The sequence below is a fragment of the Mycolicibacter kumamotonensis genome (assembly GCF_002086285.1).
In the GTDB taxonomy this organism is placed as follows: Bacteria; Actinomycetota; Actinomycetes; order Mycobacteriales; family Mycobacteriaceae; genus Mycobacterium; species Mycobacterium kumamotonense.
This window is the reverse complement of the sequence record NZ_MVHU01000003.1, coordinates 134475-158453: the sequence shown is the minus strand read 5'-3', so window position 1 is coordinate 158453 and position 23979 is coordinate 134475. Positions and strand designations below refer to the sequence as shown.

At 67.9% G+C, this 23979-nt stretch carries 17 protein-coding genes; 8 read left to right on the top strand and 9 right to left on the bottom strand.

The window, feature by feature from the left end:
• The first annotated feature begins 48 nt into the window (after nt 1-48).
• Complete coding sequence (locus BST28_RS03600; protein WP_019736805.1) at nt 49-687, top strand: TetR/AcrR family transcriptional regulator; 639 nt, start codon at nt 49-51, stop codon at nt 685-687.
• Nucleotides 688-693: 6 nt separating this feature from the next.
• On the opposite strand, the gene BST28_RS03595 is transcribed toward BST28_RS03600, so the two are convergent.
• Nucleotides 694-1113, bottom strand: a complete 420-nt coding sequence (locus BST28_RS03595; RefSeq protein ID WP_083080044.1) for a hypothetical protein — start codon at nt 1111-1113, stop codon at nt 694-696.
• Between the two features lie 82 nt (nt 1114-1195).
• Between BST28_RS03595 and BST28_RS03590 the strand changes: the two genes are divergently transcribed.
• Entirely contained in the window at nt 1196-2068 is an 873-nt protein-coding gene (locus BST28_RS03590) for an LLM class F420-dependent oxidoreductase (RefSeq protein WP_083079967.1), read from the top strand.
• A 384-nt stretch (nt 2069-2452) separates the two neighbouring features.
• Here the strand turns inward: BST28_RS03590 and gltD are convergent, their stop codons facing one another.
• Both gltD and gltB read right to left on the bottom strand, forming a co-directional pair.
• Nucleotides 2453-3904: a glutamate synthase subunit beta gene (gene gltD, locus BST28_RS03585; protein ID WP_083079966.1), complete on the bottom strand. Its 1452-nt coding sequence runs from the start codon at nt 3902-3904 to the stop codon at nt 2453-2455.
• Nucleotides 3897-8510 (bottom strand): glutamate synthase large subunit, encoded by a 4614-nt coding sequence (gltB, locus tag BST28_RS03580; RefSeq protein ID WP_083080043.1) that lies wholly within the window; start codon nt 8508-8510, stop codon nt 3897-3899. The genes gltD and gltB overlap by 8 nt, the downstream gene beginning before the upstream one ends.
• A gap of 260 nt (nt 8511-8770) precedes the next feature.
• Between gltB and glnA the strand changes: the two genes are divergently transcribed.
• Entirely contained in the window at nt 8771-10195 is a 1425-nt protein-coding gene (gene glnA / locus BST28_RS03575; protein ID WP_065287076.1) for a type I glutamate--ammonia ligase, read from the top strand.
• Between the two features lie 93 nt (nt 10196-10288).
• Nucleotides 10289-11380 (top strand): MinD/ParA family ATP-binding protein, encoded by a 1092-nt coding sequence (locus BST28_RS03570; RefSeq protein ID WP_207570025.1) that lies wholly within the window; start codon nt 10289-10291, stop codon nt 11378-11380.
• On the opposite strand, the gene BST28_RS03565 is transcribed toward BST28_RS03570, so the two are convergent.
• The gene (locus tag BST28_RS03565; protein WP_019738882.1) at nt 11368-11823 is read right to left on the bottom strand and encodes a MaoC family dehydratase; all 456 of its coding nucleotides are present in this window, start codon (nt 11821-11823) and stop codon (nt 11368-11370) included. The two genes, BST28_RS03570 and BST28_RS03565, sit on opposite strands and share 13 nt — an antisense overlap.
• Nucleotides 11824-11843: 20 nt before the next feature.
• Nucleotides 11844-13046 carry a CoA transferase gene (locus BST28_RS03560; RefSeq protein WP_083079965.1) on the bottom strand — a complete coding sequence of 401 codons (1203 nt, stop codon included), beginning with the start codon at nt 13044-13046 and terminating at the stop codon, nt 11844-11846.
• A 226-nt stretch (nt 13047-13272) separates the two neighbouring features.
• Between BST28_RS03560 and ag85C the strand changes: the two genes are divergently transcribed.
• Nucleotides 13273-14265, top strand: coding sequence for a diacylglycerol acyltransferase/mycolyltransferase Ag85C (gene ag85C / locus BST28_RS03555; protein WP_019735734.1), 993 nt, complete (start codon nt 13273-13275; stop codon nt 14263-14265).
• Between the two features lie 94 nt (nt 14266-14359).
• Here the strand turns inward: ag85C and BST28_RS03550 are convergent, their stop codons facing one another.
• Together BST28_RS03550 and BST28_RS03545 are read right to left on the bottom strand one after the other, a co-directional pair.
• Nucleotides 14360-15040, bottom strand: coding sequence for a YoaK family protein (locus tag BST28_RS03550; protein ID WP_109560624.1), 681 nt, complete (start codon nt 15038-15040; stop codon nt 14360-14362).
• A gap of 27 nt (nt 15041-15067) precedes the next feature.
• The gene (locus BST28_RS03545; RefSeq protein WP_065287073.1) at nt 15068-16120 is read right to left on the bottom strand and encodes a S1C family serine protease; all 1053 of its coding nucleotides are present in this window, start codon (nt 16118-16120) and stop codon (nt 15068-15070) included.
• A gap of 215 nt (nt 16121-16335) precedes the next feature.
• On the opposite strand from BST28_RS03545, the gene BST28_RS03540 reads away from it, so the two are divergent.
• The 3 genes from BST28_RS03540 to BST28_RS03530 are packed head-to-tail and all read left to right on the top strand — an operon-like array spanning nt 16336 to nt 19788.
• Nucleotides 16336-18456 carry an elongation factor G-like protein EF-G2 gene (locus BST28_RS03540; protein WP_083079963.1) on the top strand — a complete coding sequence of 707 codons (2121 nt, stop codon included), beginning with the start codon at nt 16336-16338 and terminating at the stop codon, nt 18454-18456.
• Between the two features lie 40 nt (nt 18457-18496).
• The gene (locus BST28_RS03535; protein WP_083079962.1) at nt 18497-18979 is read left to right on the top strand and encodes a hypothetical protein; all 483 of its coding nucleotides are present in this window, start codon (nt 18497-18499) and stop codon (nt 18977-18979) included.
• A 38-nt stretch (nt 18980-19017) separates the two neighbouring features.
• Entirely contained in the window at nt 19018-19788 is a 771-nt protein-coding gene (locus BST28_RS03530; RefSeq protein WP_165758045.1) for a L,D-transpeptidase, read from the top strand.
• A 34-nt stretch (nt 19789-19822) separates the two neighbouring features.
• Here BST28_RS03530 and BST28_RS23970 read toward each other — a convergent pair whose 3' ends face one another.
• Nucleotides 19823-19999 carry a hypothetical protein gene (locus BST28_RS23970; protein WP_165758044.1) on the bottom strand — a complete coding sequence of 59 codons (177 nt, stop codon included), beginning with the start codon at nt 19997-19999 and terminating at the stop codon, nt 19823-19825.
• A 370-nt stretch (nt 20000-20369) separates the two neighbouring features.
• Entirely contained in the window at nt 20370-23891 is a 3522-nt protein-coding gene (gene car / locus BST28_RS03525) for a carboxylic acid reductase (protein WP_083079960.1), read from the bottom strand.
• Nucleotides 23892-23979 lie beyond the last annotated feature (88 nt).

Genomic DNA, 23979 nt, shown 5'->3' with positions numbered 1-23979 from the left:
CGAGTCGACATCCTGTTGATTTTCTCGACACCGTGTAAACTATGTCCTGTGACTCCTCCGGGCCCGACGCGTACCCGCAGCCGACGGTCGACCCGGCCGTCCGGCGATGATCGGGAGCAAGCGATCCTGTCCACCGCCGAACGACTGCTCGAGCAGCGGTCGCTCGCCGAGATCTCGGTGGACGACCTGGCCAAAGGCGCCGGCATCTCCCGGCCCACCTTCTACTTCTATTTCAAGTCCAAAGACGCGGTGCTGCTCTCGCTGCTCGAGCCGCTGATCGCCGCCGCCGACGAGAAGTTCGTCGGAGCGGTCCAGCGACTGCCGACCGACCCGCGCCGGGTCTGGCGCAGCGGCATCAAGGCGTTCTTCACCGCGTTCAGCTCGCACCGCGCGATCGCCCGGGCAGGCACCGAGGCGCTGGCCACCAGCCCGGAGTTCCGGGCGATGTGGAACGGTTTCATGCGCAAGTGGATTGAGCAGACCGCGGCGATGATCACCGCCGAACGCGACCGCGGCGCGGCGCCGCACACCGTCCCGGCGCTAGACCTCGCGACGTCACTGAATCAGATGAACGAGCGCACGATGATGGCGGCGCTGGTCGCCGAGGAGCCGTCGGTTCACCATGATCGGGTGGTCGACACCCTGACCCACATCTGGGTCAGCAGCATCTACGGCGAAGCGTTGTAGGTCGAGTCAGAACTCACCGACGCCGAAACCGGCCAGCAGCACCGAGAAGCCCCCGATCTCGCCGATGATCAGCAACAGCATGCCCAGTCGCAAGAGCGGGCCAGCCTTCTCGAACTGGTTGGTGGTGTCGCGCAACGCGCCGTGCAGCATGTAGCTGCCGATGGCGGTGACGAAGAAGTACACCATCACCATCGCCGCGGTCATGTTCACCCAGGTGGGCCAGCCGCTGAGCTCGACGAAGACCGCGACCAGCAGCGTGGCGAAGGAGTACAGCAACGCCGCCCGGTGGGCGATGTCGACGTAGATGTGGGCCTGGTGGTTCTCCGAGGTGGCGATCTGCTGGTACTTCCAGACCCCGAGCAGCAGTGCCAGCAGGAAGATCAGCCCGGCCGCCAACAGAGTCACCTTGGTATCGATACCCAGCATCACCGTGTCCACAGCGGCAGCCTATCCGGCGGCGTGCGGCGTTTGGCGCTCCGGGCAGCGCGGACGCGCTAACGTCGGCTGAATGCGCTTCGCATTCAAGACCTCACCGCAGAACACCACCTGGGCCGACATGCTGGCCGTCTGGCAGGCCGCCGACGATATCGACGTCTACGAGTCCGGCTGGACCTTCGACCACTTCTATCCGATCTTCACCGACTCGACCGGGCCGTGTCTGGAGGGCTGGACCACGCTGACGGCGCTGGCGCAGGCCACCACTCGACTACGGCTGGGCACGTTGGTCACCGGGATCCACTACCGCCATCCCGCTGTGTTGGCCAATATGGCCGCGGCACTCGACATCATCTCCGGCGGCCGGCTGGAGTTGGGCATCGGCGCCGGCTGGAACGAGGAGGAGTCCGGCGCCTACGGAATCGAGCTGGGCAGCATCCGTGAGCGCTTCGATCGCTTCGAGGAGGCCTGCGAAGTCCTGGTCAGCCTGTTGAGCGCGCAGACCACCACCTTCTCGGGCACCTACTACCGGCTCGAGAACGCCCGCAACGAGCCCAAGGGTCCGCAGCGACCGCACCCGCCGATCTGCATCGGGGGCAACGGCGAGAAGCGCACCCTCAAGATCACCGCGCGTTACGCCCAGCATTGGAACTTCGTCGGCGGCACGCCGGCCGAATTCGCCCGCAAGCGTGAGGTGCTGGCCGGCCACTGCGCCGACCTAGGCCGCGACGCTGGCGAGATCACCCTGTCGGCGCACCTACGCCTGGACCCGGACCACGATTACCGCAAGGTCATCGACGACGCCGCGGCCCTCGGCGCCGAGGGCCTGGATCTGGCGATCGTCTACCTGCCGGTGCCCTACCGCCCGGCGGTGCTCGAGCCGTTGGCCGAAGCGGTCCGCGATTCCGGCCTTTGGACCCCGGTCGCGACTGAAGTCACGCCTTGATAACGTCGCAGCAAACTCCGCCACGCGCCAACAGGTCCGGGCCCCTACATCGCGTAGCGCATCAACTCATCGGCCGTGATCAGACGCTCGTGTTTGGCCGGAAACTCCCGGCTCCTGCGGGGATGGCGCAGCAGTGACCAGGCTATTCGGCCCATCCGGTATCGGTATAGGGGGTTGAAGTGCACGGTGAAAAACCTCCGCCCCGATTCAGACCAGATTGGAATTACGCGGACCAGGTTAACGCATCCGTTGACGCGACACCCATTACCGACTATTAGACACCGGACAGGTGGCAAACAACACATGACGCGCCGCATTGTGATACAGAAGTTATTGAAGTGACTATTGCGGTTTGGGCGTCGCTCTGATCCGCACGGAGCCGGGTCAGTGGATCGGCGCCGCCGTCGGCTTGACCGGGAACGGCAGCGCCGTCTTGCCCATCAGATACCGGTCGACGCCCGCCGCGGCGGCACGCCCCTCGGCGATCGCCCAGACGATCAGGGACTGCCCGCGCCCCATGTCGCCGGCGACGTAGACGCCCGGCACGCCGGTGGCGAACTCCTCGTCGCGTGCCACGGTGCCCCGGCCGGTGAACTCCACGCCCAGGTCATTGAGCAGCGCCGACCGTTCCGGGCCGACGAACCCCATCGCCAGCAGCACCAGGTCGGCTTCCAGCTCGAAGTCGGTCCCGTCCACCTTTTCGAACGCGCCGTTGCGGCGGCGCACCTCGTGGGCCCGCAGCCCGGTGACATGACCGTCGCGGCCGAGGAATTGCTCGGTGTTGACCGAGAACACCCGGTCACCGCCCTCCTCGTGTGCAGCCGAGGTCCGCATCACCAGCGGATACATCGGCCACGGCGTGGACGGGTCCCGGGTCTCGGGCGGACGCGGCATGATCTCGAACTGGTGCACGCAGGTGCCGCCCTGGCGGTGCACGGTGCCGAGGCAGTCCGCACCGGTGTCGCCACCGCCGATGATGACCACCTTCTTGCCGTGCGCGGTGATCGGCGGCTCCGACAGGTCCCCGGCCTGCACCCGGTTGGCCCACGGCAGGTATTCCATCGCCTGGTGGATGCCGTCGAGCTCCCGGCCGGGGATCGGCAGGTCACGCCATGCGGTGGCCCCGCCGGCCAGCACGACGGCGTCGAAGTCGTTGCGCAGTTGTTCGGCCGTCACGTCGACGCCGACGTTGACTCCGGTCCGGAACTCGGTGCCCTCACCGACCATCTGCTCCAGCCGCCGGTCGACGATGCGCTTCTCCATCTTGAATTCCGGTATGCCGTAGCGCAGGAGTCCACCGATGCGGTCGTCTCGCTCGAACACCGTCACCGCGTGCCCCGCCCGGGTGAGCTGTTGCGCGGCGGCCAGCCCAGCCGGCCCCGAGCCCACCACCGCGACCGACTTACCGGTTGTGACCGACGGCGGGATCGGTTGTGCCCAACCCTCTTTGAAGCCGCGCTCCACGATCTCGTACTCGACCTGCTTGATCGTGACCGGCGGCTGGTTGATGCCGAGTACGCAGGCCGGCTCGCACGGCGCGGGGCAGAGCCGGCCGGTGAAGTCCGGGAAGTTGTTGGTGGCATGCAGCCGGTCGAAGGCTTCCCGCCAGCGCCCGGTGCGGACCAGGTCGTTCCATTCCGGGATCAAGTTGCCTAGCGGACAGCCGGTGTGGCAGAACGGGATACCGCAGTCCATGCAGCGGCCCGCCTGCTGGCGCAGCGTGTCCTCGGAGAACTCCTGGTACACCTCGTTCCAGTCCCCCACCCGCTCCGAGACGGGGCGCCGCGACGGCAGAACGCGCAGCGGGAATTTGAGAAAGCCTCTCGGGTCAGCCATGAGCCGCCGCCATAATCGCCTCGTTCGCATCGGTGCCGCTCGCCTTCGCCTCGGCCACCGCGTTGAGCACCCTTCGGTAGTCGCGCGGCATCACCTTGACGAAGTGACGGCTGTGCTTTGCCCAGTCGGACAGGATGGTTTGCGCCGGTGCCGAGTCGGTGGCGTCGGCATGGGCGGCCAGAATGCCGCGCAGCCAGCTGACATCTTCGGCGTCGAAGTCGTCGAATGAATCCAGCTCCACCATCTCGGTGTTGAGCCTGCCCGGCAGTTCGGCGTTCGGGTCGTAGACGTAGGCGACCCCACCGGACATACCGGCGGCGAAGTTGCGTCCGGTGTGCCCGAGCACCACGACCTTGCCGCCGGTCATGTATTCGCAGCCGTGGTCGCCGACGCCCTCGACCACCGCGACGGCCCCGGAGTTGCGGACCGCGAACCGCTCGCCGACCACCCCGCGCAGGAACACCTCACCGCTGGTGGCGCCGAACAGGATGACGTTGCCGCCGATGATGTTGTCCTCGGCGATGTATCCGTCCGGAGCGTCTTCCGGTGGCCGGATCACGATCCGGCCGCCGGACAAGCCCTTGGCCACATAGTCGTTGGCGTCACCGAGGACCCGCAGGGTGATCCCCGGCGGCAGGAAGGCCCCGAAGCTGTTGCCGGCCGAACCGGTGAAGGTGATGTCGATGGTGTCCTGCGGTAGGCCTTGGGCACCATAGGCTTTGGTGACCTGGTGACCGAGCATGGTCCCGACGGTCCGGTTGACATTGGAGATCGCGGTCGAGAACCGCACCGGAGTGCCGGAGTCGAGCGCCTCGCGGCTCATCACGATCAACTGCTGATCCAGCGCCTTGTCCAGCCCGTGGTCCTGGCCGGAACTGCAATACAGGTCCTGGTTCATGAACGCGGACTCCGGTTCGTGCAGCACCGGGCCCAGATCGAGCTTGTGGGCCTTCCAGTGCGCACGGGCCAAGGTGGTGTCCAGCGCGTTCACCTGCCCGACCGCTTCGTTGATGGTGCGGAAGCCCAGCGCCGCAAGGTATTCACGAACCTCTTCGGCAATGAACCAGAAGAAGTTCTCCACGAACTCGGGCTGGCCGTTGAATCGGCTGCGCAGCTCCGGGTTCTGGGTGGCGACCCCGACCGGGCAGGTGTCCAGGTGACAGACCCGCATCATGATGCAGCCCGACACCACCAGTGGTGCGGTGGCGAATCCGAATTCCTCCGCGCCCAGCAGCGCGGCGATCACCACGTCGCGGCCGGTCTTGAGCTGCCCGTCCACCTGCACCACGATCCGGTCCCGAAGACCGTTGAGCAGCAACGTCTGCTGGGTCTCGGCCAGCCCCAGCTCCCACGGCGCACCGGCGTGCTTGAGCGAGGTCAGCGGCGCCGCTCCGGTACCGCCGTCGTGCCCGGAGATCAGCACCACGTCGGCGTGCGCCTTGGACACCCCGGCGGCCACCGTCCCGACACCGTTCTCCGCGACCAGCTTGACGTGGATGCGGGCGTCGGGGTTGGCGTTCTTCAGGTCGTGGATCAGCTGTTTGAGGTCCTCGATGGAGTAGATGTCGTGGTGCGGCGGCGGCGAGATCAGCCCGACGCCGGGGGTGGCGTGCCGAACCTCGGCGATCCAGGGATACACCTTGTTACCCGGGAGCTGGCCGCCCTCACCGGGTTTGGCGCCCTGCGCGATCTTGATCTGCAGATCCGTGCAGTTGACCAGGTAGTCGCTGGTGACACCGAAGCGGGCCGAGGCGACCTGTTTGATCGCGCTGCGCCGCCAGTCGCCGTTCTCGTCGGGCAGGTAGCGGTCGGCGTGCTCACCGCCCTCACCGCAGTTGGACCGGCCGCCGATCCGGTTCATCGCGATCGCCAGGGTCTCGTGCGCCTCGGCGGAGATCGAGCCGTAGCTCATCGCGCCGGTCGCGAACCGTTTGACGATCTCGGTGGCCGGTTCCACCTCCTCGATCGGAACCGGCGGCCGTGCCCCGGTTTTGAACTTCAGCAGGCCGCGCAACGTGGCCAGTCGCTCACTCTGGTCGTCGACCAGCTTGGTGTACTCCTTGAAGACGGCGTACTGCCCGGTGCGGGTGGAGTGCTGCAGTTTGAACACCGTCTCGGGGTTGAACAGGTGGTACTCCCCCTCGCGGCGCCACTGGTATTCACCGCCCACCGGCAGCTGCCGGTGCGCACGCTGCTCGGGCCGGTCCAGGTAGGCCAGCCCGTGGCGAGCGGCGACGTCGGCGGCGATGTCGTCGAGGGTGATGCCGCCGATCGGGCAGTACAGGCCGGTGAAGTATTCGTCGAGGACGTCCTGAGCGATACCGATCGGCTGGAACAGTTGCGCACCGGTGTAGGAGGCCCGGGTCGAAATGCCCATCTTGGACATGACTTTCAGCACACCCTTCGCGGCGGCCTTGGCGTAGTTGGACAACGCCTTCTCGCGGTCGAGCCCCTCGATCAGACCTTGATCGAGCATGTCTTCGACGGACTCGAAGGCCAGGTAGGGGTTGATGGCGGCGGCGCCGAACCCCAGCAGCGCCGCGAAGTGGTGCACCTCCCGGGCATCTCCGGACTCGACCACCAGACCCACTTTGGTGCGGGTGCGCTCGGCGACCAGATGGTGATGCACCGCCGAGGTGGCCAGCAGCGACGGGATGGGCGCCAGCGTCTCGTTGGATTCGCGGTCGGAGATCACGATGAAGCTGGCGCCGTCCTCGATCGCCGCCGAAACCCGGGCGCACACCTGCTTGAGCGCCGCGCGCAACCCGGCGCCGCCCTCGGCCACCGGATACAGGCAGCTGATGACGGCCGTGGACAGGCCATGCGGGCGCCGGGAACCGATCTGCTGATCGGGGCGCAGGTTGACCAGCTTGGCCAGCTCCTGGTTGCTCAGGATGGGCTGGGGCAGCACGACCTGCCGCCAGGTCGGTTCTCCGGTGTTGAGCAGGTCGCCCTCCGGACCGACGGCGCCCTGCATGCTGGTGATCACCTCTTCGCGGATGGCGTCCAACGGCGGGTTGGTGACCTGGGCGAACATCTGCTGGAAGTAGTCGAACAGCAGCCGGGGCCGCGACGACAGCACCGCCACCGGGGTGTCGGTGCCCATCGACCCGATCGGCTCGGCGCCGGCGCGGGCCATCGGAGCGAGCAGCAGGTTGAGCTCCTCATAGGTGTAGCCGAACATCAGCTGGCGCAACAGGATCCGGTGGTGTTCCATGCGCGGTGCGTCGCCGGGCGGCAGCTCTTCGATGCCGATCAGCGCCTCGTCGATCCACTGCTGGTAGGGGTGTTCGGCCGCCAGCGTCGACTTGATCTCGGCGTCGGAGATGATCCGGCCGGCGGCGGTGTCCACCAGGAACATCCGGCCGGGCTGCAGCCGTTGCCGGTGCACCACGGTGGCCGGATCGAGGTCGAGCACCCCGGCTTCGGACGCCATCACCACCAGTCCGTCGTCGGTGACCCAGATCCGAGAGGGCCGCAGGCCGTTGCGGTCCAGCACCGCACCCACCAGGGTGCCGTCGGTGAAGGTCATCGAGGCCGGGCCGTCCCAGGGCTCCATCAGCGAGTCGTGGTACTCGTAGAAAGCCCGGGTGGCCGGGTCCATGCTCTCGTGCCGCTCCCAGGCTTCCGGGATCATCATCAGCACCGCGTGCGGCAGGCTGCGGCCGCCCAGATGCAGCAGTTCGAGCACTTCGTCGAAGCGCGCCGTGTCGGAGGCGCCCGGCGTGCAGATCGGGAACAGCTTGTCGGCGGTGTCTTTCCTGGTCGGGTGGCTCCCGTCCCCGAAGACGTCGGTGCGGATCAGCGCCTCCCGGGCCCGCATCCAGTTCTCGTTGCCGGTGACCGTGTTGATCTCGCCGTTGTGCGCGATGCGCCGGAACGGGTGCGCCAGCGGCCAGGACGGAAACGTGTTGGTCGAAAACCGGGAGTGCACGATGCCCAGCGCGCTGTGCAGTCGCTCGTCGGCCAGGTCGGGATAGAAGGCCTTGAGCTGCGGGGTGGTCAGCATGCCCTTGTAAACCATCGTCCGCCCGGAAAGGCTTGGGAAATAAACGGTTTCCCGGCCCGGCCCGTCCTGGCCGGGTCCCTTGCTGCCCAGCTCGTGCTCGGCGCGCTTGCGGACCACATAGGCGCGCCGCTCCAAGGTCATACCCGAGGCCCCGCCGATGAACAGCTGCCGGAAGGTCGGCATCGCGTCGCGGGCCAGAGCGCCCAGCGACGAATCGTCGATCGGCACGTCGCGCCAACCGAGCACCTGCAGTCCTTCGGCTTCGACGATCTTCTCGACAGCGGCGCAGGCGTTCGCCGCGTCTTTGGCCGACTGCGGCAGGAAGGCGATACCGGTGGCGTAGGACCCTTCCTCCGGCAGGCCGAAATCGACTACCGCACGCAGGAATTGGTCCGGCACCTGGATCAGGATGCCGGCACCGTCACCGCTGTGCGGTTCGGCCCCGGCGGCGCCGCGGTGCTCGAGGTTGAGCAACGCGGTGATCGACTTCTCGACGATGTCGCGGCTACGTCGACCGTGGATATCGACGACCATGGCAACCCCGCACGCGTCGTGTTCGAACGCGGGGTTGTAGAGCCCGACCCGACTGGGTGCCATCAGCACTTGACCCTTCGCACTTCGGCCTCGATTCGTCTGCATAGCTGATCGATCGAGGGTTGGTCCGTGCGACATTGAACGGCGGTTCGCCTGAAATTCCTCACAGGCACCGTCACGATATACCCGGATCTACGCAGCGTGCCACCTGCTGAGCAAATGGCCCGCGGTGAGCTTCGTGTTACCTGTACGCAATAACTGGATGATGTTCAGGAAATGTTGACTGCCTATCGTTCGGCTGTCTGCACGCAAAGGAGACCAGTATGGCGGACGATATTTTCAAGCTTGTCGCTGACGAGTCGGTCGAGTATGTCGACATTCGATTCTGCGATCTGCCTGGGGTGATGCAACATTTCTCCATCCCGGCATCGGCGCTGGATGAAAGCCTGTTCGAGGACGGATTGGCCTTCGACGGCTCCTCGATCCGGGGTTTCCAGTCCATCCACGAGTCGGACATGCTGCTGTTGCCCGACCCGGCCACGGCATGGATCGATCCGTTCCGGTCGGCCAAGACGCTGAACCTGAACTTCTTCGTGCACGACCCGTTCACCCGCGAGCCCTACTCGCGCGACCCCCGCAACGTCGCCCGCAAAGCCGAGAACTACCTCGCCAGCACCGGGATCGCCGACACCGCCTATTTCGGCGCCGAAGCCGAGTTCTACATCTTCGACTCGGTGAGCTTCGACTCACAGATCAACGGCTCCTTCTACGAGGTGGATTCGGTCGCCGGCTGGTGGAACACCGGTCGCACGGCCGAGTCCGACGGCAGCCCCAACCTCGGGTACAAGGTTCGTCCGAAGGGCGGCTACTTCCCGGTGGCGCCCAACGACCAGTACGTGGACCTGCGCGACGCCATGACCACCAACCTCACCAACGCCGGCTTCGCGGTCGAGCGCGGGCACCATGAGGTCGGCACCGGCGGCCAGACCGAGATCAACTACAAGTTCAATACGCTGCTGCACGCCGCCGATGACCTGATGCAGTTCAAATACATCATCAAGAACACCGCGTGGGCGCACGGCAAGACCGTCACCTTCATGCCCAAACCGCTCTTCGGTGACAACGGCTCGGGTATGCACGTGCACCAGTCGGTCTGGCAGGACGGCGAACCGCTGTTCTACGACGAGGCCGGCTACGCCGGGCTGTCCGACATCGCCCGGTATTACATCGGTGGCATCTTGCACCACGCCCCGTCGCTGCTGGCGTTCACCAACCCCACCATCAACTCCTACAAGCGCCTGGTGCCGCACTACGAGGCTCCGATCAACCTGGTCTACAGCCAGCGCAACCGCTCGGCGTGCGTGCGCATCCCGATCACCGGCACCAACCCGAAGGCCAAGCGACTGGAGTTCCGCTGCCCGGACTCCTCGGGTAACCCCTATCTGGCGTTCGCGGCCATGCTGATGGCCGGTATCGACGGCGTCAAGAACAAGATCGAACCGGCCGCCCCGGTCGACAAGGACCTCTACGAACTGCCGCCCGACGAGGCGGCCGCCATCCCGCAGGCACCCACCCAGTTGTCCCACGTGATCGATAACCTGGAAGCCGACCACGAATACCTCACCGAAGGCGGGGTTTTCACCCCCGACCTGATCGAGACCTGGATCAACTACAAGCGAGAGTACGAGATCAACCCGGTCAACCTGCGCCCGCACCCCTACGAGTTCGCGCTGTACTACGACTGCTGAGGCGTGCTGACCCGGCATCGGCTCCGCCGAGGTTAAGCTGCAGGATTGTTGGGCCACCCCGGCCATGCCGCTGCCGTATGCCTCGAGGAGCCGATGAACGCAGACGACGAGTTCTTGCGGGGCGACTTCCCGCGGAGCGACTTTCCCCGGGGCGCCGCGCCGCAGTCACACCAGCAACCCCCGCCACACCAGCCCTGGGGCCAGCCACCGCCGCGACAACCGGCCGGGCAGATGCCCTACCCGTATCCGGGCCCGCTGCCGCCGATGCGGCCACGCCCGGCCCGCGGCTGGCGTCGCGTGGTGTTGTCGGCCACGCTAGGGCTGGTCAATCTGGGTCCCTCACCGGCCGAGCGTGAGGAGGCCGCCTACGAGGCGGCCATCCGCTCCATGCCGAACGGCATCTACAAGGTCGGCGTCCTGGGCAAGGGCGGTGTAGGCAAGACCACGGTGGCGGCCAGCGTCGGTTCGGTGTTCGCCGCGCTGCGCCGGGCCGACCACGTGGTGGCCGTCGACGCCGACACCGCGTTCGGCCGGCTCGGCAGCCGGATCGACCCGCGCGCCACCAGCTCCTACTGGGACCTGGCAGCCGACCAGAGCATGCAGTCGTTCGCCGACATCAGCAGCCGGGTGGGCGCCAACGCCGCGGGGCTGTACGTGCTGATCGGCGAGCCGGCCGCCGGAGGGCGCCGGGTCCTGGACGCGGCGCTGTACCGGGAGGCGGCGCTGCGCCTGGACCGGCACTTCACCATCTCGATCGTCGACTGCGGTTCCACGATGGACTCGGCGGTCACCCAGGAGGCGCTACGCGATCTGGACGCGTTGATCGTGGTGTCCTCGCCGTGGGCGGACGGGGCCGGCGCGGCCGCCAAGACCATGGAGTGGCTGGCCGACCGCGGCCAGGGCGGCCTGCTGCAGCGCAGCGTGGTGGTGCTCAACGATTCCGACGGTCACGCCGACAAACGGACCCGCTCCGCGCTCACCGCGCAGTTCCTGCAGCACGGTCAGGAGGTGGTCGAGGTGCCGTTCGACCCGCACCTGCGGCCCGGCGGGGTGATCGACGTGGTGAGCGAGATGGCGCCGGCCACCCGCCGCCGCTTCCTGCAGATCGCGGCGATCGTCGCGCGCCACTTCTCCGCTCGCCCCGGCGGCCGGACCGCCAGGCGCGGCCCGAATCAGAGCATGTAACGCACGACGCTCTCGGCGACGCACGCCGGTTTCGCACTGCCGTCGATGGCCACCGTGGTCGAGTAGGTCACCTGGTGGGCGCCTCCGCCCACATCGGCGACCTCGACCACGGACGTCTCGGCCCGGATCTTGGAGCCGACCGGCACCGGAGCCGGGAAGCGCACCTTGTTCAGCCCGTAGTTGATCGCCAGCTTGACCCCGTCGAGGCGGCTGATCTGCGCCATCAGCTGCGGCAGCATGGCCAGGGTCAGGTAGCCGTGGGCGATCGTGGTCCCGAACGGACCGTTGGCGGCCCGCTCGGGGTCGACGTGGATCCACTGGTGGTCACCGGTCGCGTCGGCGAACAGGTTGACGGCGTCCTGGGTGATGGTCACCCACTCGCTGTGACCGATCGACTCGCCCTGGCACGCCGCGAGTTCCTCGATCGATTGGAAGGTACGCATAGGGTTCCTGCCTCCTTTGTCTAATCCGTTGCTACCGTGCCACTTCGACGCAGTCGGTCGATCTCGTCGGTGGTCATTCCCAGGTCGGTCAGCACCTGCACGGTATGAGCACCCAGGTCCGGTGCCGCGACCGCGGGTGGGTGGGCTCCGTCGAGGGACGCCGGCAGCCCGGCGGCCAGGTAGTCGCCGACCCGGGGCTGATGCAGTTTGGTGAACATCGCGTTATCGCCCAGCCGCTCGTCTGCGGCCACGTCGGCGAAGCTGCGGTAGCGGTCCCACAGCAGCGAGGTGCCGGCAAGGGCCGCCTCGATCTGCGCCCCCGTCCGCTCGGCGAACCAGCCGCTGAACAGTCCGGTGAGCACGTCGCGGTGGCGGTAGCGCTGCCCCTCATCGGTGAAGTCGATGTCGCGCGCTTCGGCAAGTGCGGCAATTATTTTCGTGGTACCGGTCAGTTCGGTCAGGTCACGGAAGTGGCGGTCGGTCAGTGTGACGATCATGAAGCACGCGCCGTCACTGCCGGTGAAGGTCTGCCCGTACTGACCGTAGAGCGCGTTGCCGATGCGCTCCCGCCTGGTGCCGTTGATCATCGCCTCGGTCAGGAAGCCCAGCGCGCTGGCGGTGCCCAGCGCCACGTCCTCCAACGCCAGCCGCACCCGGCAGCCCTCGCCGGTGCGGTCTCGGCGGTGCAGCGCGGCCACCACCGCCAGCGCGCCGTGCAGCCCGCAGGCGATATCCCACGCCGGTAACACGTGGTTGATCGGTGCGCTGTACTCCGCCGGCCCGGTCACCAGCGGAAAGCCGGTGGCGGCGTTCACCGTGTAGTCCACAGCCGTGGAGCCGTCGGCGCGTCCGACCACCTCGAGGTGGATCAGGTCGGCGCGTTCATTCACCAGTGTGTCGAAGGAAAGCCATTGCCGGCCTGTCATATTCGTCAGCACCACGCCGCTTTCGGCGATCAGGCGCTGCACCAGGCGCTGCCCTTCCGGCGCGCGCAGGTCGGCCACCAGGGAACGCTTTCCCCTGTTGAGCCCGGTCCAGTAGATGGACGTGCCGTCCTCGGTGACCGGCCAGCGGCGATAGTCGGCCGCCCCGCCGACCGGGTCGATCCGGACCACGTCGGCGCCCAGCTGTGCCAGAGTCATTCCGGCGAGCGGTACCGCCACGAAACTGGCGATCTCGATGACCCGCACCCCGGCCAGCGGTCGCAGCGCAGTCGGCTGCATGAACTGCTCCTTGCCTCGATGAACACGTCGACTATATGCCCACCGGCGATAGCGGCCCCGCGGGGAGCGAGTCCTGCCCGAATCTCAATCGTTGCCGAACCGCGATATGAAAACCCGTGGCGGCGAACAGGACACAGGCCTGCACCGTGTTTGACTTCCCGCAGTAGGACAAGACCAGGCATCATTCCGCAGCTTGCGGAGCGACCAGTGGGATGGGAAACAGGCTATGAAGAGCGTAGGAAAGTTGCGTCACGCGGCGAGTCGGCTACCGCGCCGGCTGATGGTCGCGGCGGTGGGGGCCGCACTGCTGGGCGGCCTCGTCGGGGTCGTGGGCGGTTCGGGCAACGCCTCGGCGTTCTCCCGCCCGGGCCTGCCGGTGGAGTACCTGCAGGTGCCCTCGCCGTCGATGGGCCGTGACATTAAGGTGCAGTTCCAGCCGGGTGGCGCCCACGCGGTGTACCTGCTGGACGGCCTGCGTGCCCAGGACGACTTCAACGGCTGGGACATCAACACCCCGGCGTTCGAGGAGTACTACCAGTCCGGCCTGTCGGTGATCATGCCGGTGGGCGGGCAGTCCAGCTTCTACTCCGACTGGTACCAGCCCTCCCAGGGCAACGGTCAGAATTACACGTACAAGTGGGAGACCTTCCTGACCCGGGAGTTGCCCACCTGGCTGCAGGCCAACAAGAGCGTCTCGCCCAACGGCAACGCCGTGGTGGGGCTGTCGATGGCGGGCGGTTCGGCACTGATCCTGGCTGCCTACTACCCGCAGCAGTTCCCCTACGCCGCAGCGCTTTCGGGCTTTTTGAACCCGTCTGAGGGCTGGTGGCCGACGTTGATCGGGCTGGCCATGAACGACGCCGGCGGTTACAACGCGAACAGCATGTGGGGTCCGTCGTCCGACCCGGCCTGGAAGCGTAACGACGCCATGGTGCAGATTCCCCGACTGGTGGCCAACCGCACCCGTATCTGGGTTTACTGCGGCAACGGCACGCCCAGCGACCTGGGCGGCAACGACCTGCCCGCCAAGTTCCTGGAGAGCCTGACGCTGCGCACCAACCAGACGTTCCAGCAGAACTACATCGCCGCCGGCGGCAACAACGGGGTGTTCAACTTCCCGGCCGACGGGACGCACGCCTGGCCGTACTGGAACCAGCAGTTGGTCGCGATGAAGCCCGACATCCAGCGGGTGCTGGGTGTGGGTGTCGACCCGACCTGATCGACCCGTCCCCCCGAGACCGGCGTTGTGCAGCCACCGCGAGAGCGGGTCTGCATGACGCCGGTCTCGGCGTTTCAGCCGGGCCGGTGCGCGGTCATTGCCACACCCCGCGGCGGTCGACGTAGCGGTAGGTGTACCAGGTGGCCAGCACACAGACGACCGTGGCGATACCCAACATCCAGGTGCCACCCGCGAACAGGCTGATGCAGCCGCCGGCGACCGCCCCGGAGGTGTAGGCGGCGAAGAGCATGAAGTGCCCGAGCCAGTCACGGAAGGTTCCGCCGCTGAGGTGGCGTTCGATGCCCTGCCCGAGCTTCACCACGGTGCCGGTCACATAGCTCAACGGAATCGACACTTCGCCGTCGCGCACGAAGGTGGTGTTCAGCGCGCCGACTCCGAACGCCACCAGCAGGATCGGTAGCAGCGGCAGGGGCAGCGTCGGCCCGCCCTCCACGATCCAGTCGACCAGGGTCGCCGACAGCAGCGCGGTCGCGGTCACCGGCAGCGCGCCGTGCGGATGGTCGGGCCAGACGTGGCGCCGGCCCAGCGACGCGGTCACCACGCCGGCCAGGAACGAGACCAGCAACGCCGCCGCCGAGATCGACAACCATTGATTGCCGTCGAACACCCCGAGCACGGCGCGCCCGGCGTTGCCGGTCATGAACGTGACGAAGTAGCCCTCGGAATGGGTGTAGGCGGTGGCCGCCAGCACCCCGGCAAGACCGGCGAGTACCCACGACAGCTTGGTCTCACTGTCGTAGTGCCGGCGTATCACGTGCGCCTGCTACCGACGGGCGTTACCTCAGCCGACCGGGCCCGGAACCAGAGTCACGTCGGCGCGGTGCTCACCGCCCATGGGGCTGCGCCAGGTCAACGTGACGGTGTCGCCCGGGTGGCGCTGGTCGAGCACGTCGGTCAGATCGGTGGCCGAGTTCACCGGACGGCCGTCGACCGAGGTGATGATGTCGTCCTTGGCGATACCGCTCGCGGCGGCCGGAGTCCCGTCGAGCACCTGGGCGACCCGTGCCCCGCCGTTGCTGTCCACCACGCCGACACCCATGAACGCCGTCTCGCCGATGTGCACGGTGGGCGAGGAGACGCCGGCCCGGATCTGGTTGGCAATGGCCATCGCCTGGTTGATCGGGATCGCGTAGCCCTCGCCGCCGGGCTGGGCGAACTTGTAGTTGTCCGACGCGGCGGTGTTCATCCCGATCACCTCGCCGGCCGCGTTGACCATCGGACCGCCCGAGTCGCCCGGGCGGATCGCGGTGTCGGCCTTGATCATGTTGCTCAGCGTCTCGGTGCTGCCGGTCAGCTCATCGGCGGCCGAGACCGTCTGGTTCAGCCCGATCACGGTCCCGGGCACCGCACTCGGCGTCCCGCCGTGGCCGCCGGCGTTGCCCATCGCGACCACCGGGTCACCGACGGCGACCCGGGACGAGTCGCCGATGTTGGCGGTAGGCAGGCCGGCGGCGCCGCGTAGCTGCAGCACCGCCACGTCGTGGCTGCGGTCGAAGCCCAGCACGTCGACCTCGTAGCTCTGCCCGGTGCCGACCGACACCACCGTCAGCCCGGTGGCCCCGGCGATGACGTGGTTGTTGGTCAGCACAATGCCGTTCGGATCCAAGACGATGCCGGTTCCGGCGCCGACCGCGCTCTGGTAACCCATCTGGGTGTCGATGTTGACCACCGCGGGACCGACCTGGGCGACCATCGCCGACGGGTCGAGCGGGGGCTTGGGCATCGTGGGCGCCGCCTCAACCGGCGCGGCCACGAGGCCCAGACCGACTGCGCTCACAGCAGCCGCCGTCACGCTGAGCCGCCGCCACCGGCTAGGGCGATGCGGTCCGCTCATCGGGTTACCTCCTGCGGTCGGTCACGATGCGGGCCCCGAGATCCGGCACGTCCGAGCACGTCCAGGACGGTGAATCCGGGAAACAAACACCGCAAGCTTACCGGAACCGCCGGTACGGTCCGAAAAAGGCAGCCATCAGCTGGGCGGACACCGGGCCGCCGAAGGGGTTGTGCTCAGCCTCCGTTGAAGGGAGGCTGAGCAAGCAGGAGGACGCCATGTCAGACAAGACCGGGACCTCACGGGGCACGGGTGCCGCCCCTACTGCGGCCAGTCCGGCCGCCATCCGCAATGTCGTGCTGGTGGGTCCGCCCGGCTCCGGCAAGACCACTCTCATCGAGGCGATGCTGGTCGCCTCCGGGGTGTTGCCCAGGGCCGGCTCGGTCACCGGTGGCAGCACGGTCTGCGACTACGACGACGCCGAGATCCGTCAGCAGCGTTCCGTCGGGGTGGCCTGCGCTTCGCTGGCACACGGCGGGATCAAGGTCAACCTGATCGACACCCCGGGCTACGCCGATTTCCTCGGCGAGCTCCGGGCCGGGCTGCGGGCCGCCGACGCCGCGCTGTTCGTCGTCGCGGCCAATGAGGACATCGACGACGCCACCACCGCGCTGTGGCAGGAATGCAGCCGGGTCGGCATGCCGCGCGCGGTGGTCGTCACCAAGCTGGATCATGCCCGGGCCGACTTTCCCGCCCGGGTGGCCGCGGCCCGGACGGCTTTCGGCGACAAGGTGTTGCCGCTGTATCTGCTGTCACCGGCCGAGCCAGGCGGGCCCGCCGGCCTCATCGACCTGCTGGCACCGGAGCACGACGCCTCCGCCGACGTCGAACAGCAGCGCAGCACGCTGATCGAAGCGATCATCGAGGAGTCCGAGGACGAGTCGCTGCTGGACCGCTACCTGGGCGGGGAGCAGATCGACCGGGCGGTGCTCACCAACGACCTCGAGCGCGCTGTCGCTCGCGGTTCGTTCTTCCCGGTCGTTCCGGTCTGCGCCGGCACCGGGGCCGGGGTTCCCGAACTGCTGGAGGTCATCACCGCCGGTTTCCCCGCCCCGCCCGAGCACCTGCTTCCCGAGGTGTTCACCCCCGACGGCGTGGCGCGCCCAGGCCTGAGCTGCGATCCGGCCGGGCCGCTGTTGGCCGAGGTGGTCCGCACCACCTCGGACCCCTATGTGGGCCGGGTCAGCCTGGTGCGGGTGTTCTCCGGAACCATCAAGCCCGACAGTGGGATTCATGTGAGCGGTCATTGCACGGGGTTCTTCGGCCAGGACAGTGGCCACGCCGACCACGACGAGGACGATCGGATCGGGGCGCTGGCGTTCCCACTCGGCAGGCAACAGCGGCCGGCGACCGCGGTGATGGCCGGAGACATCTGCACGATCGGCCGGCTCAGCCATGCCGAGACCGGAGACACACTGTCGGACAAGGACGATCCGCTGGTCTGCAAACCCTGGCCGATGCCCGACCCGCTGCTGCCGGTCGCGGTCGTCGCGCACGCCAAGACCGACGAGGACAAGCTGGCGGTCGGGTTGGCGCGGCTGGCCGCCGAGGACCCGAGCCTGCGGATCCAACGAAATCCGGAGACCCACCAGACCGTGCTGTGGTGCATGGGCGAGGCGCATTCCGGCATCGTTCTCGACGCGCTGGCTGACCGTTACGCGGTGGCGGTGGACACTGTCGCGCTGCGGGTGGCGCTGCGGGAGACGTTCGCCGCCAAGGCCAAAGGCCACGGCCGGCATGTCAAGCAGTCCGGCGGGCACGGCCAGTACGCGGTCTGCGATATCGAGGTCGAACCGCTGGCGCAGGGTTCGGGGTTCGAGTTCGTCGACCGCGTGGTCGGCGGAGCGGTCCCCCGCCAGTTCATTCCCAGCGTGGAGAAGGGGGTGCGCGCGCAGATGGAGCGCGGACTCACCGGTGAGGCCGGGGAGGGCTATCCGGTGGTCGACATCCGGGTCACCCTGCTCGATGGCAAGGCCCACAGCGTCGACTCGTCGGACTTCGCGTTCCAGATGGCGGGGGCGGCGGCGCTACGCGACGCGGCCGCGGCCGGCCGGGTGCGGTTGCTCGAGCCGATCGACGACGTCACCGTGCTGGTTCCCGACGATCTGGTCGGTGCGGTGATGGGCGATCTGTCGGCCCGCCGCGCGCGCGTACTGGGCACCGATAAAGTCGGTGCGGACCGTACCTGTGTGAAAGCCGAAGTGCCCCAGACCGAGCTGATCCGGTATGCGGTGGACCTGCGGTCGCTGACGCACGGGGCCGGTTCGTTCACCCGCGGCTTCGCCCGTTATGAACCGCTGTCGGAGTCCGCGGCCGCGCACGCCGGCAGCAACGCATGACCCACGCCGGAAACGGCGAGGCCGAATCGAGAGGACACAGATGTCGACAATCGCCGGGCTGCCCGCACACGTCCTGCTGCTGCACGCGGTGGTGGCCTTGGTGCCGCTGACCGCGATCCTGCTGATCCTGTGCGCGGTCTGGCCTGCGGCACGCCGCCGGCTGGTCTGGCTGGTCGCGACACTGGCCGGCCTCACGCTGCTCGTCACGCCGGCGACGGTCACCGCCGGCGAATGGCTGGCCGACACCGGGAAGATCGACGGGTCACCCGACCTCGACAGGCACATGGCCGCCGGCGAGTACGGCCTGTATATGGCGCTGGGACTGGCCCTGGCGGCGGGACTGCTGGCCGGCCTGCACGTGGCACTGTCACGCGGCGGCGGTGTGGCGCCGCTGGTGCGGTTGGGAATCGCCGCGGTGGTGATCGCCTTGGCCGGCGGGTCGATGTTCGCCATCCACACCATCGGCGAATCCGGGGCCAAGGCGGCCTGGGGCGGCCTGCTGGCGCAATCGGAGAATCACTAAATCTGCGCAGCACCCGCACGCTTGGCACAATGGATGCCATGTACAGCGTGTGGCGGGGAATAGTGGCGATGGCCGGATCGGTCGCACTGGTGATGACGGCGTCTACCGGCATCAGCCAGGCGGCGCAGACATCGCCGGCGCGGGGATTCGCCGTCGCGGAGATCGAGCCGGCAGCCGGTTCGGTGGTGGGGGTGGCCTACCCGGTGATCGTGCGGTTCGCCGCTCCGGTCGGTGACCGGGCGGCTGCCGAGCGTGGCATCCACATCGCGGAGTCCGGAAAAGCGGCGTCAGGCACCCCCGCCGGCCATTTCGAATGGGTCAGCGACGATGTCGTGCAGTGGGTGCCCGAGGCGTACTGGTCACCGCACAGCACGATCAGCGTGGATGCCCACGGCATGTCGACCGGGTTCGAGACCGGCGACGCGGTGCTCGCGGTCGCCGACATCTCCGACCACACCTTCACCGTCAGCATCAACGGCGAGACCGTGCGGGTGATGCCGGCATCGATGGGGAAGCCCAAGCGCCCCACCCCGATCGGTTCGTTCGCCGCGTTGTCGAAGGAGCGCAACATCAAGTTCGACTCGCGCACCATCGGCATTCCGCTCAACGACCCGGAGGGCTACCTGATCGACGGCCAGTACGCCGTCCGGGTCACCTGGAGCGGCGTCTATGTGCATTCGGCGCCCTGGTCGGTGGACTCGCAGGGGTATTCGAACGTCAGCCACGGCTGCATCAACCTCAGCCCGGACAACGCGGCGTGGTATTTCGACACCGTGCACCTGGGCGACCCGATCGTCGTGCAGACCTAGGCGACCCCCAGCGCAGCCAAGCCGGGGCCGGCCTTCAGCAGGCGCCCAGCACCGCCGTCGGCATGTGCGCCACGTAGCGCTCGGCACGCTGCTGCGGGCTCATCTCCAGCGGAGCGCCCAGGAGGCGCAACCGGCCGACCACGCGGCGGCTCGCCTGGCGAACAGCTGAGCCGTGAATCGCCGAAATACGGGGGGTGACAACAAAAGCCATGATTTTCTCCTGCCGGGATGCCCGACACGACCCTTGCGGGCCGGCGGAATTCGCGGTTCAGGCCGCGGCGGAGACGCCGGGGCCGGTGAGGGACAGACGAATCATCGAACACGGATAAGGTCCGTCACTGGGACTCACTTCGCCCTCACCTCCTTCCGGCCAAGACATACGGGGATGTCGACGTAATCCCCACCATGGTGGCATCGAAATGCGGGACCGTCAAACGCTGACCGGTTTGTTTACCGGACCGTCAGAGCCCGATGAGCCGCTGCCACAACGGGTTCGGCCTTCGGGCAGCGTCAGGTAATCGGCCGCGCAACGCCGTCGGTGGCGGGCCGAAATCATCGGCCCGCCACCGTGGTACGCCGGGCTAGAGCAGCCCGAGCAGCTGCAAGTCGGTGATGTACTTGACGATCACCGCCGGAGTGACATGCGGGATGTCGTGCTCAGCACCGATCTCGGCCGCCTGCACGGCCGCCCGGAACCGATCGGTCGGCGCGATCGACCCGCGGATCGGCGACTGCGGCTTCTGATAGTTGTGCAGCAGGGGCAGCAGCGAGGCCTGGCGCTGCCGTTCCGGCAGCGCGCGCAGGGTGGTCTCGAACCGCTGCAGCCAGTCGCCGTAGTCGGAGATCCGCCGGATCGGGTAACCGGCCTCGATCAGCCAGTCCACGAACTCGTCCATGCCCAGACCGTCGTCGTAGGGGTTCATCACGTGGTAGGTGGCGAACCCGTCACCCGCAGCGGCGCCCAGGGTGGTGGACGCCTCGGCGATGAACTCCACCGGCAGGCCGTCGTAGTGGGCCCGCTGGCGGTTGCCATCGGCATCCGGTTCGTAGAACGAAGCGGGTGCGACACCGGCGGCGACCAGACTGAACATCATCCGGGTGAACATGTCCGGCACGTTGAGCTGGCCGGCGTAGCTGGTGTCGGCCAGGATCATGTCGCAACGGAACACCGCGACCGGCAGGCCGCACAGGTCGTGGGCCTCGCGCAGCAGCACCTCGCCGGCCCACTTGCTGTTGCCGTAACCGTTGGCATAGCCGTCGTTGATCGCCCGCACCGGACTCATCACCCGCACGTCGGCGTCCTCGGTGAACTTGCCCTGCGGGATCTGGTCACCGACACCGATGGTCGAGAAGTAGGTGAAGGGCTTGATCTTGCCGGTCAGTGCCACGCGGATCAGCTCGGCGGTGCCGACGGCGTTCGGGCCGAACAACTCGCTGTAGGGCAACACGTGGTTGACCAGGGCCGCCGGGTCGACGATCACGTCGACGGTGTCCGCCAGGCGCTGCCAAACATGTTGCTCCAGGCCGAGATTCGCCTCGCCCTTGTCGCCGGCGATGACTTCCAGGTGCTTGGCGGCCAGTTCGGTGTAGCGGGCCAGCAGTTTCGCGTCGCCGCTGTCGAAGACGTCGTCGAGGCGGTGGCGGGCGTCCGCATCCGACTTCGCCCGCACCAGACAGATCAGCGTGCCGTCCACCGGCGCCAACCGCTCCAGCCACTCCAGTGCCAGGTAGCGCCCCAGGAAGCCGGTCGCTCCGGTCAACAACACGGTGCGCACCTGCTCGGACGGTCCTGGCAGGGACGGTGCCGCCGCCAGGGTGGCCTCGTCCAGGAACTTGTCCAGGGTCAGGTCGGCGGCGGCCACCTCGGCGGCATCCCGCCCGTGCACCGAGGCGAACGTCGGTCGTTTCGACCCGAGCCGCTGCTGCTGGACGTAGGCCGCGATCGACGCCAGATCGTTTGCCGGGCTGACGATCACGCCGACCGGAACGTCGACATCGAAGATGTCGCGCAGCAGGTTGCCGAAGGTCAGCGCCGACAGCGAGTCACCACCCAGGTCGGTGAAGTGGGCGTCGGGGGCCAGGTCGGCGGCCGACGCGCCCAGCAGTGCGGAGGCGGCCCGGCTGACGGTCTCCAGCGCCGGGCGCTGGGCGCCGTGGTGGCGCAGGTCGCTCAACTCGTTGGCCTGCCCCTGCGCCAAGTCGGCGTAGAGCTGTTCGAGGCGATCACCGTAGTGCGCCTTCAGCTTCGGCCACGCCAGCTTGCGAATGCCGGTGAGCAAACCGTTCTCCAGGGTGAACGGTTCGGTCTCGACGATGAAGTCACGCGGCACCTCGTAGGACTGCAGGCCGGCGTCGCGGGCCACCTGATGAAGCGATTCGGTGATCGCCGCCTTGAGCTCGGCGGGGACAGCGAAGCGCTGCTGTGCTTCTGAGGTGGGCACCACCACGGCCAGCAGGTAGGGCTGGGCACTGTTGCCGTAGACGTAGATCTGGCGCACCAGCGGGCTGTTGCCGAACTCCGCCTCCAGCTTCGCCAGGGTGACGAACTCACCCTGGGCCAGCTTGAGCACGTTGTTGCGCCGGTCCACGTAAACCAGTTGGTCGGGGCCGACCTCGGCGACGACGTCGCCGGTGCGGTAGTAGCCGTCGGCGTCGAACACCTCGGCGGTGATCTCCGGGCGCTTGTAGTAGCCGGGGAACAGGTTCTCGGTCTTGAGCAACAGCTCGCCGCGAGGGTGGGGCTTGTCGGTGCCGAAGTAGCCCAGTTCGGGCACGTCGACCAGCTTGTAGTCGAGCACCGGCGGCCGCTGCACCACACCGTCGGAGAGCACCATGCCGGCTTCGGTCGAGCCGTAGCCGTTGAGCAGGTGCAGCCCGGTGAGCCGCTCGACCCAGTTGCTCAGCTCGTCGGAGATCGGCGCCGAGCCGGTCATCGCGTAGATGCACCGCCCTCCGAGCAGATCGCGGTGCATGCGCGCCAGCACCTCGGCCTCGGCGGCCGGGTCCCCGTTCAGGCCGTCGACCTCGCTCTGGAAGTGCTGGTAGAGCATCTCCCAGATCCGGGGCACGAAGTTCAGCTCGGTGGGCCGCACCAGCGCGAGGTCCTCCAGGAACGTGGAGAGGTCGCTGCGGGCGCTGAAGTAGGCGGTGCCGCCGTTGCCCAAGGTGCCGTAGAGGATGCCGCGGCCCATGATGTGGCTCATCGGCATGAAGTTGAGGGTGATCGAGGCTGCGGTCGCGACGAACCAGTTCCTGGCCGACCGCACCCACATCCGCTCCACGTTGCTCTGCGGGTACATCGCACCCTTGGGTGCGCCGGTGCTGCCGGAGGTGTAGACCAGCAGGGCCAGCGGGTCGGTGTCCTCGCCGCCGCCGGGGGCGGGCAGGTTTGCCGGATCCGCCGGGGACAGCGCCCGGCCGCGCGTGAGCATGTCGCCCAGCGGCTCGACGGCGACCTCGAGGCGGGCCAGCTGCGCGCGGGCGTCGGCCAGCGCTTCGCGGTGGTCGTCGACCTGCTCGTGGTAGTCGAAGACCACCAGGCGGGTGGGGGCGGGACCGGCCTGCACCAGCGCGACCGCGTCGGCCAGCGAGTCGACGCTGGCGGCGATGACGCGGGGCTCGGTCTCGGCCACGATCGGGGTCAGGGTGCTGACCGCCGCGGAGGTCTGCAGCGGCACCGAGACCGCGCCGATCTGACCCAATGCCACATCGATGACGGTGTAGTCGACGCTGGTGAACCCCAGCACCGCGACCCGGTCTCCGGGTCGGACGGCGGCGGCGACGAGGGCACTGGCCAGGGCGCGGACCCGCTCGCCCACCTCGCGGTAGGTGATGGTGTCGTAGCGGGGCTGCAGCCGGGCGACGGTGCGGCCGGTTGCCGGGTCGGCAACGAATTCGACGGCGCGCTGGCCCAGGGCGGGCCGGTCGGCGTAGCCGGTCAGGACGGTCTGCACCAGCTGCGGCAGCCGGAGTCCGGGCTGGGCGGCGGCGTCGGCGACGGTGGGGTCGGGCTGGGCGGCGGCGAATTGCGGGTCGGCGGCGGCCAGTTCGGCAACGCGGTGGGCCTGCTCGTCGTCTGAGGCAAATGCAGAAGCAGCGGTCATAACGGAACCTCGGAAGGAATAGCTCGGAGAAATGATTTTTGAGGGGCGCGGCGCTGTGCCGATAAATACTATGTTAGCAAAACTAAAT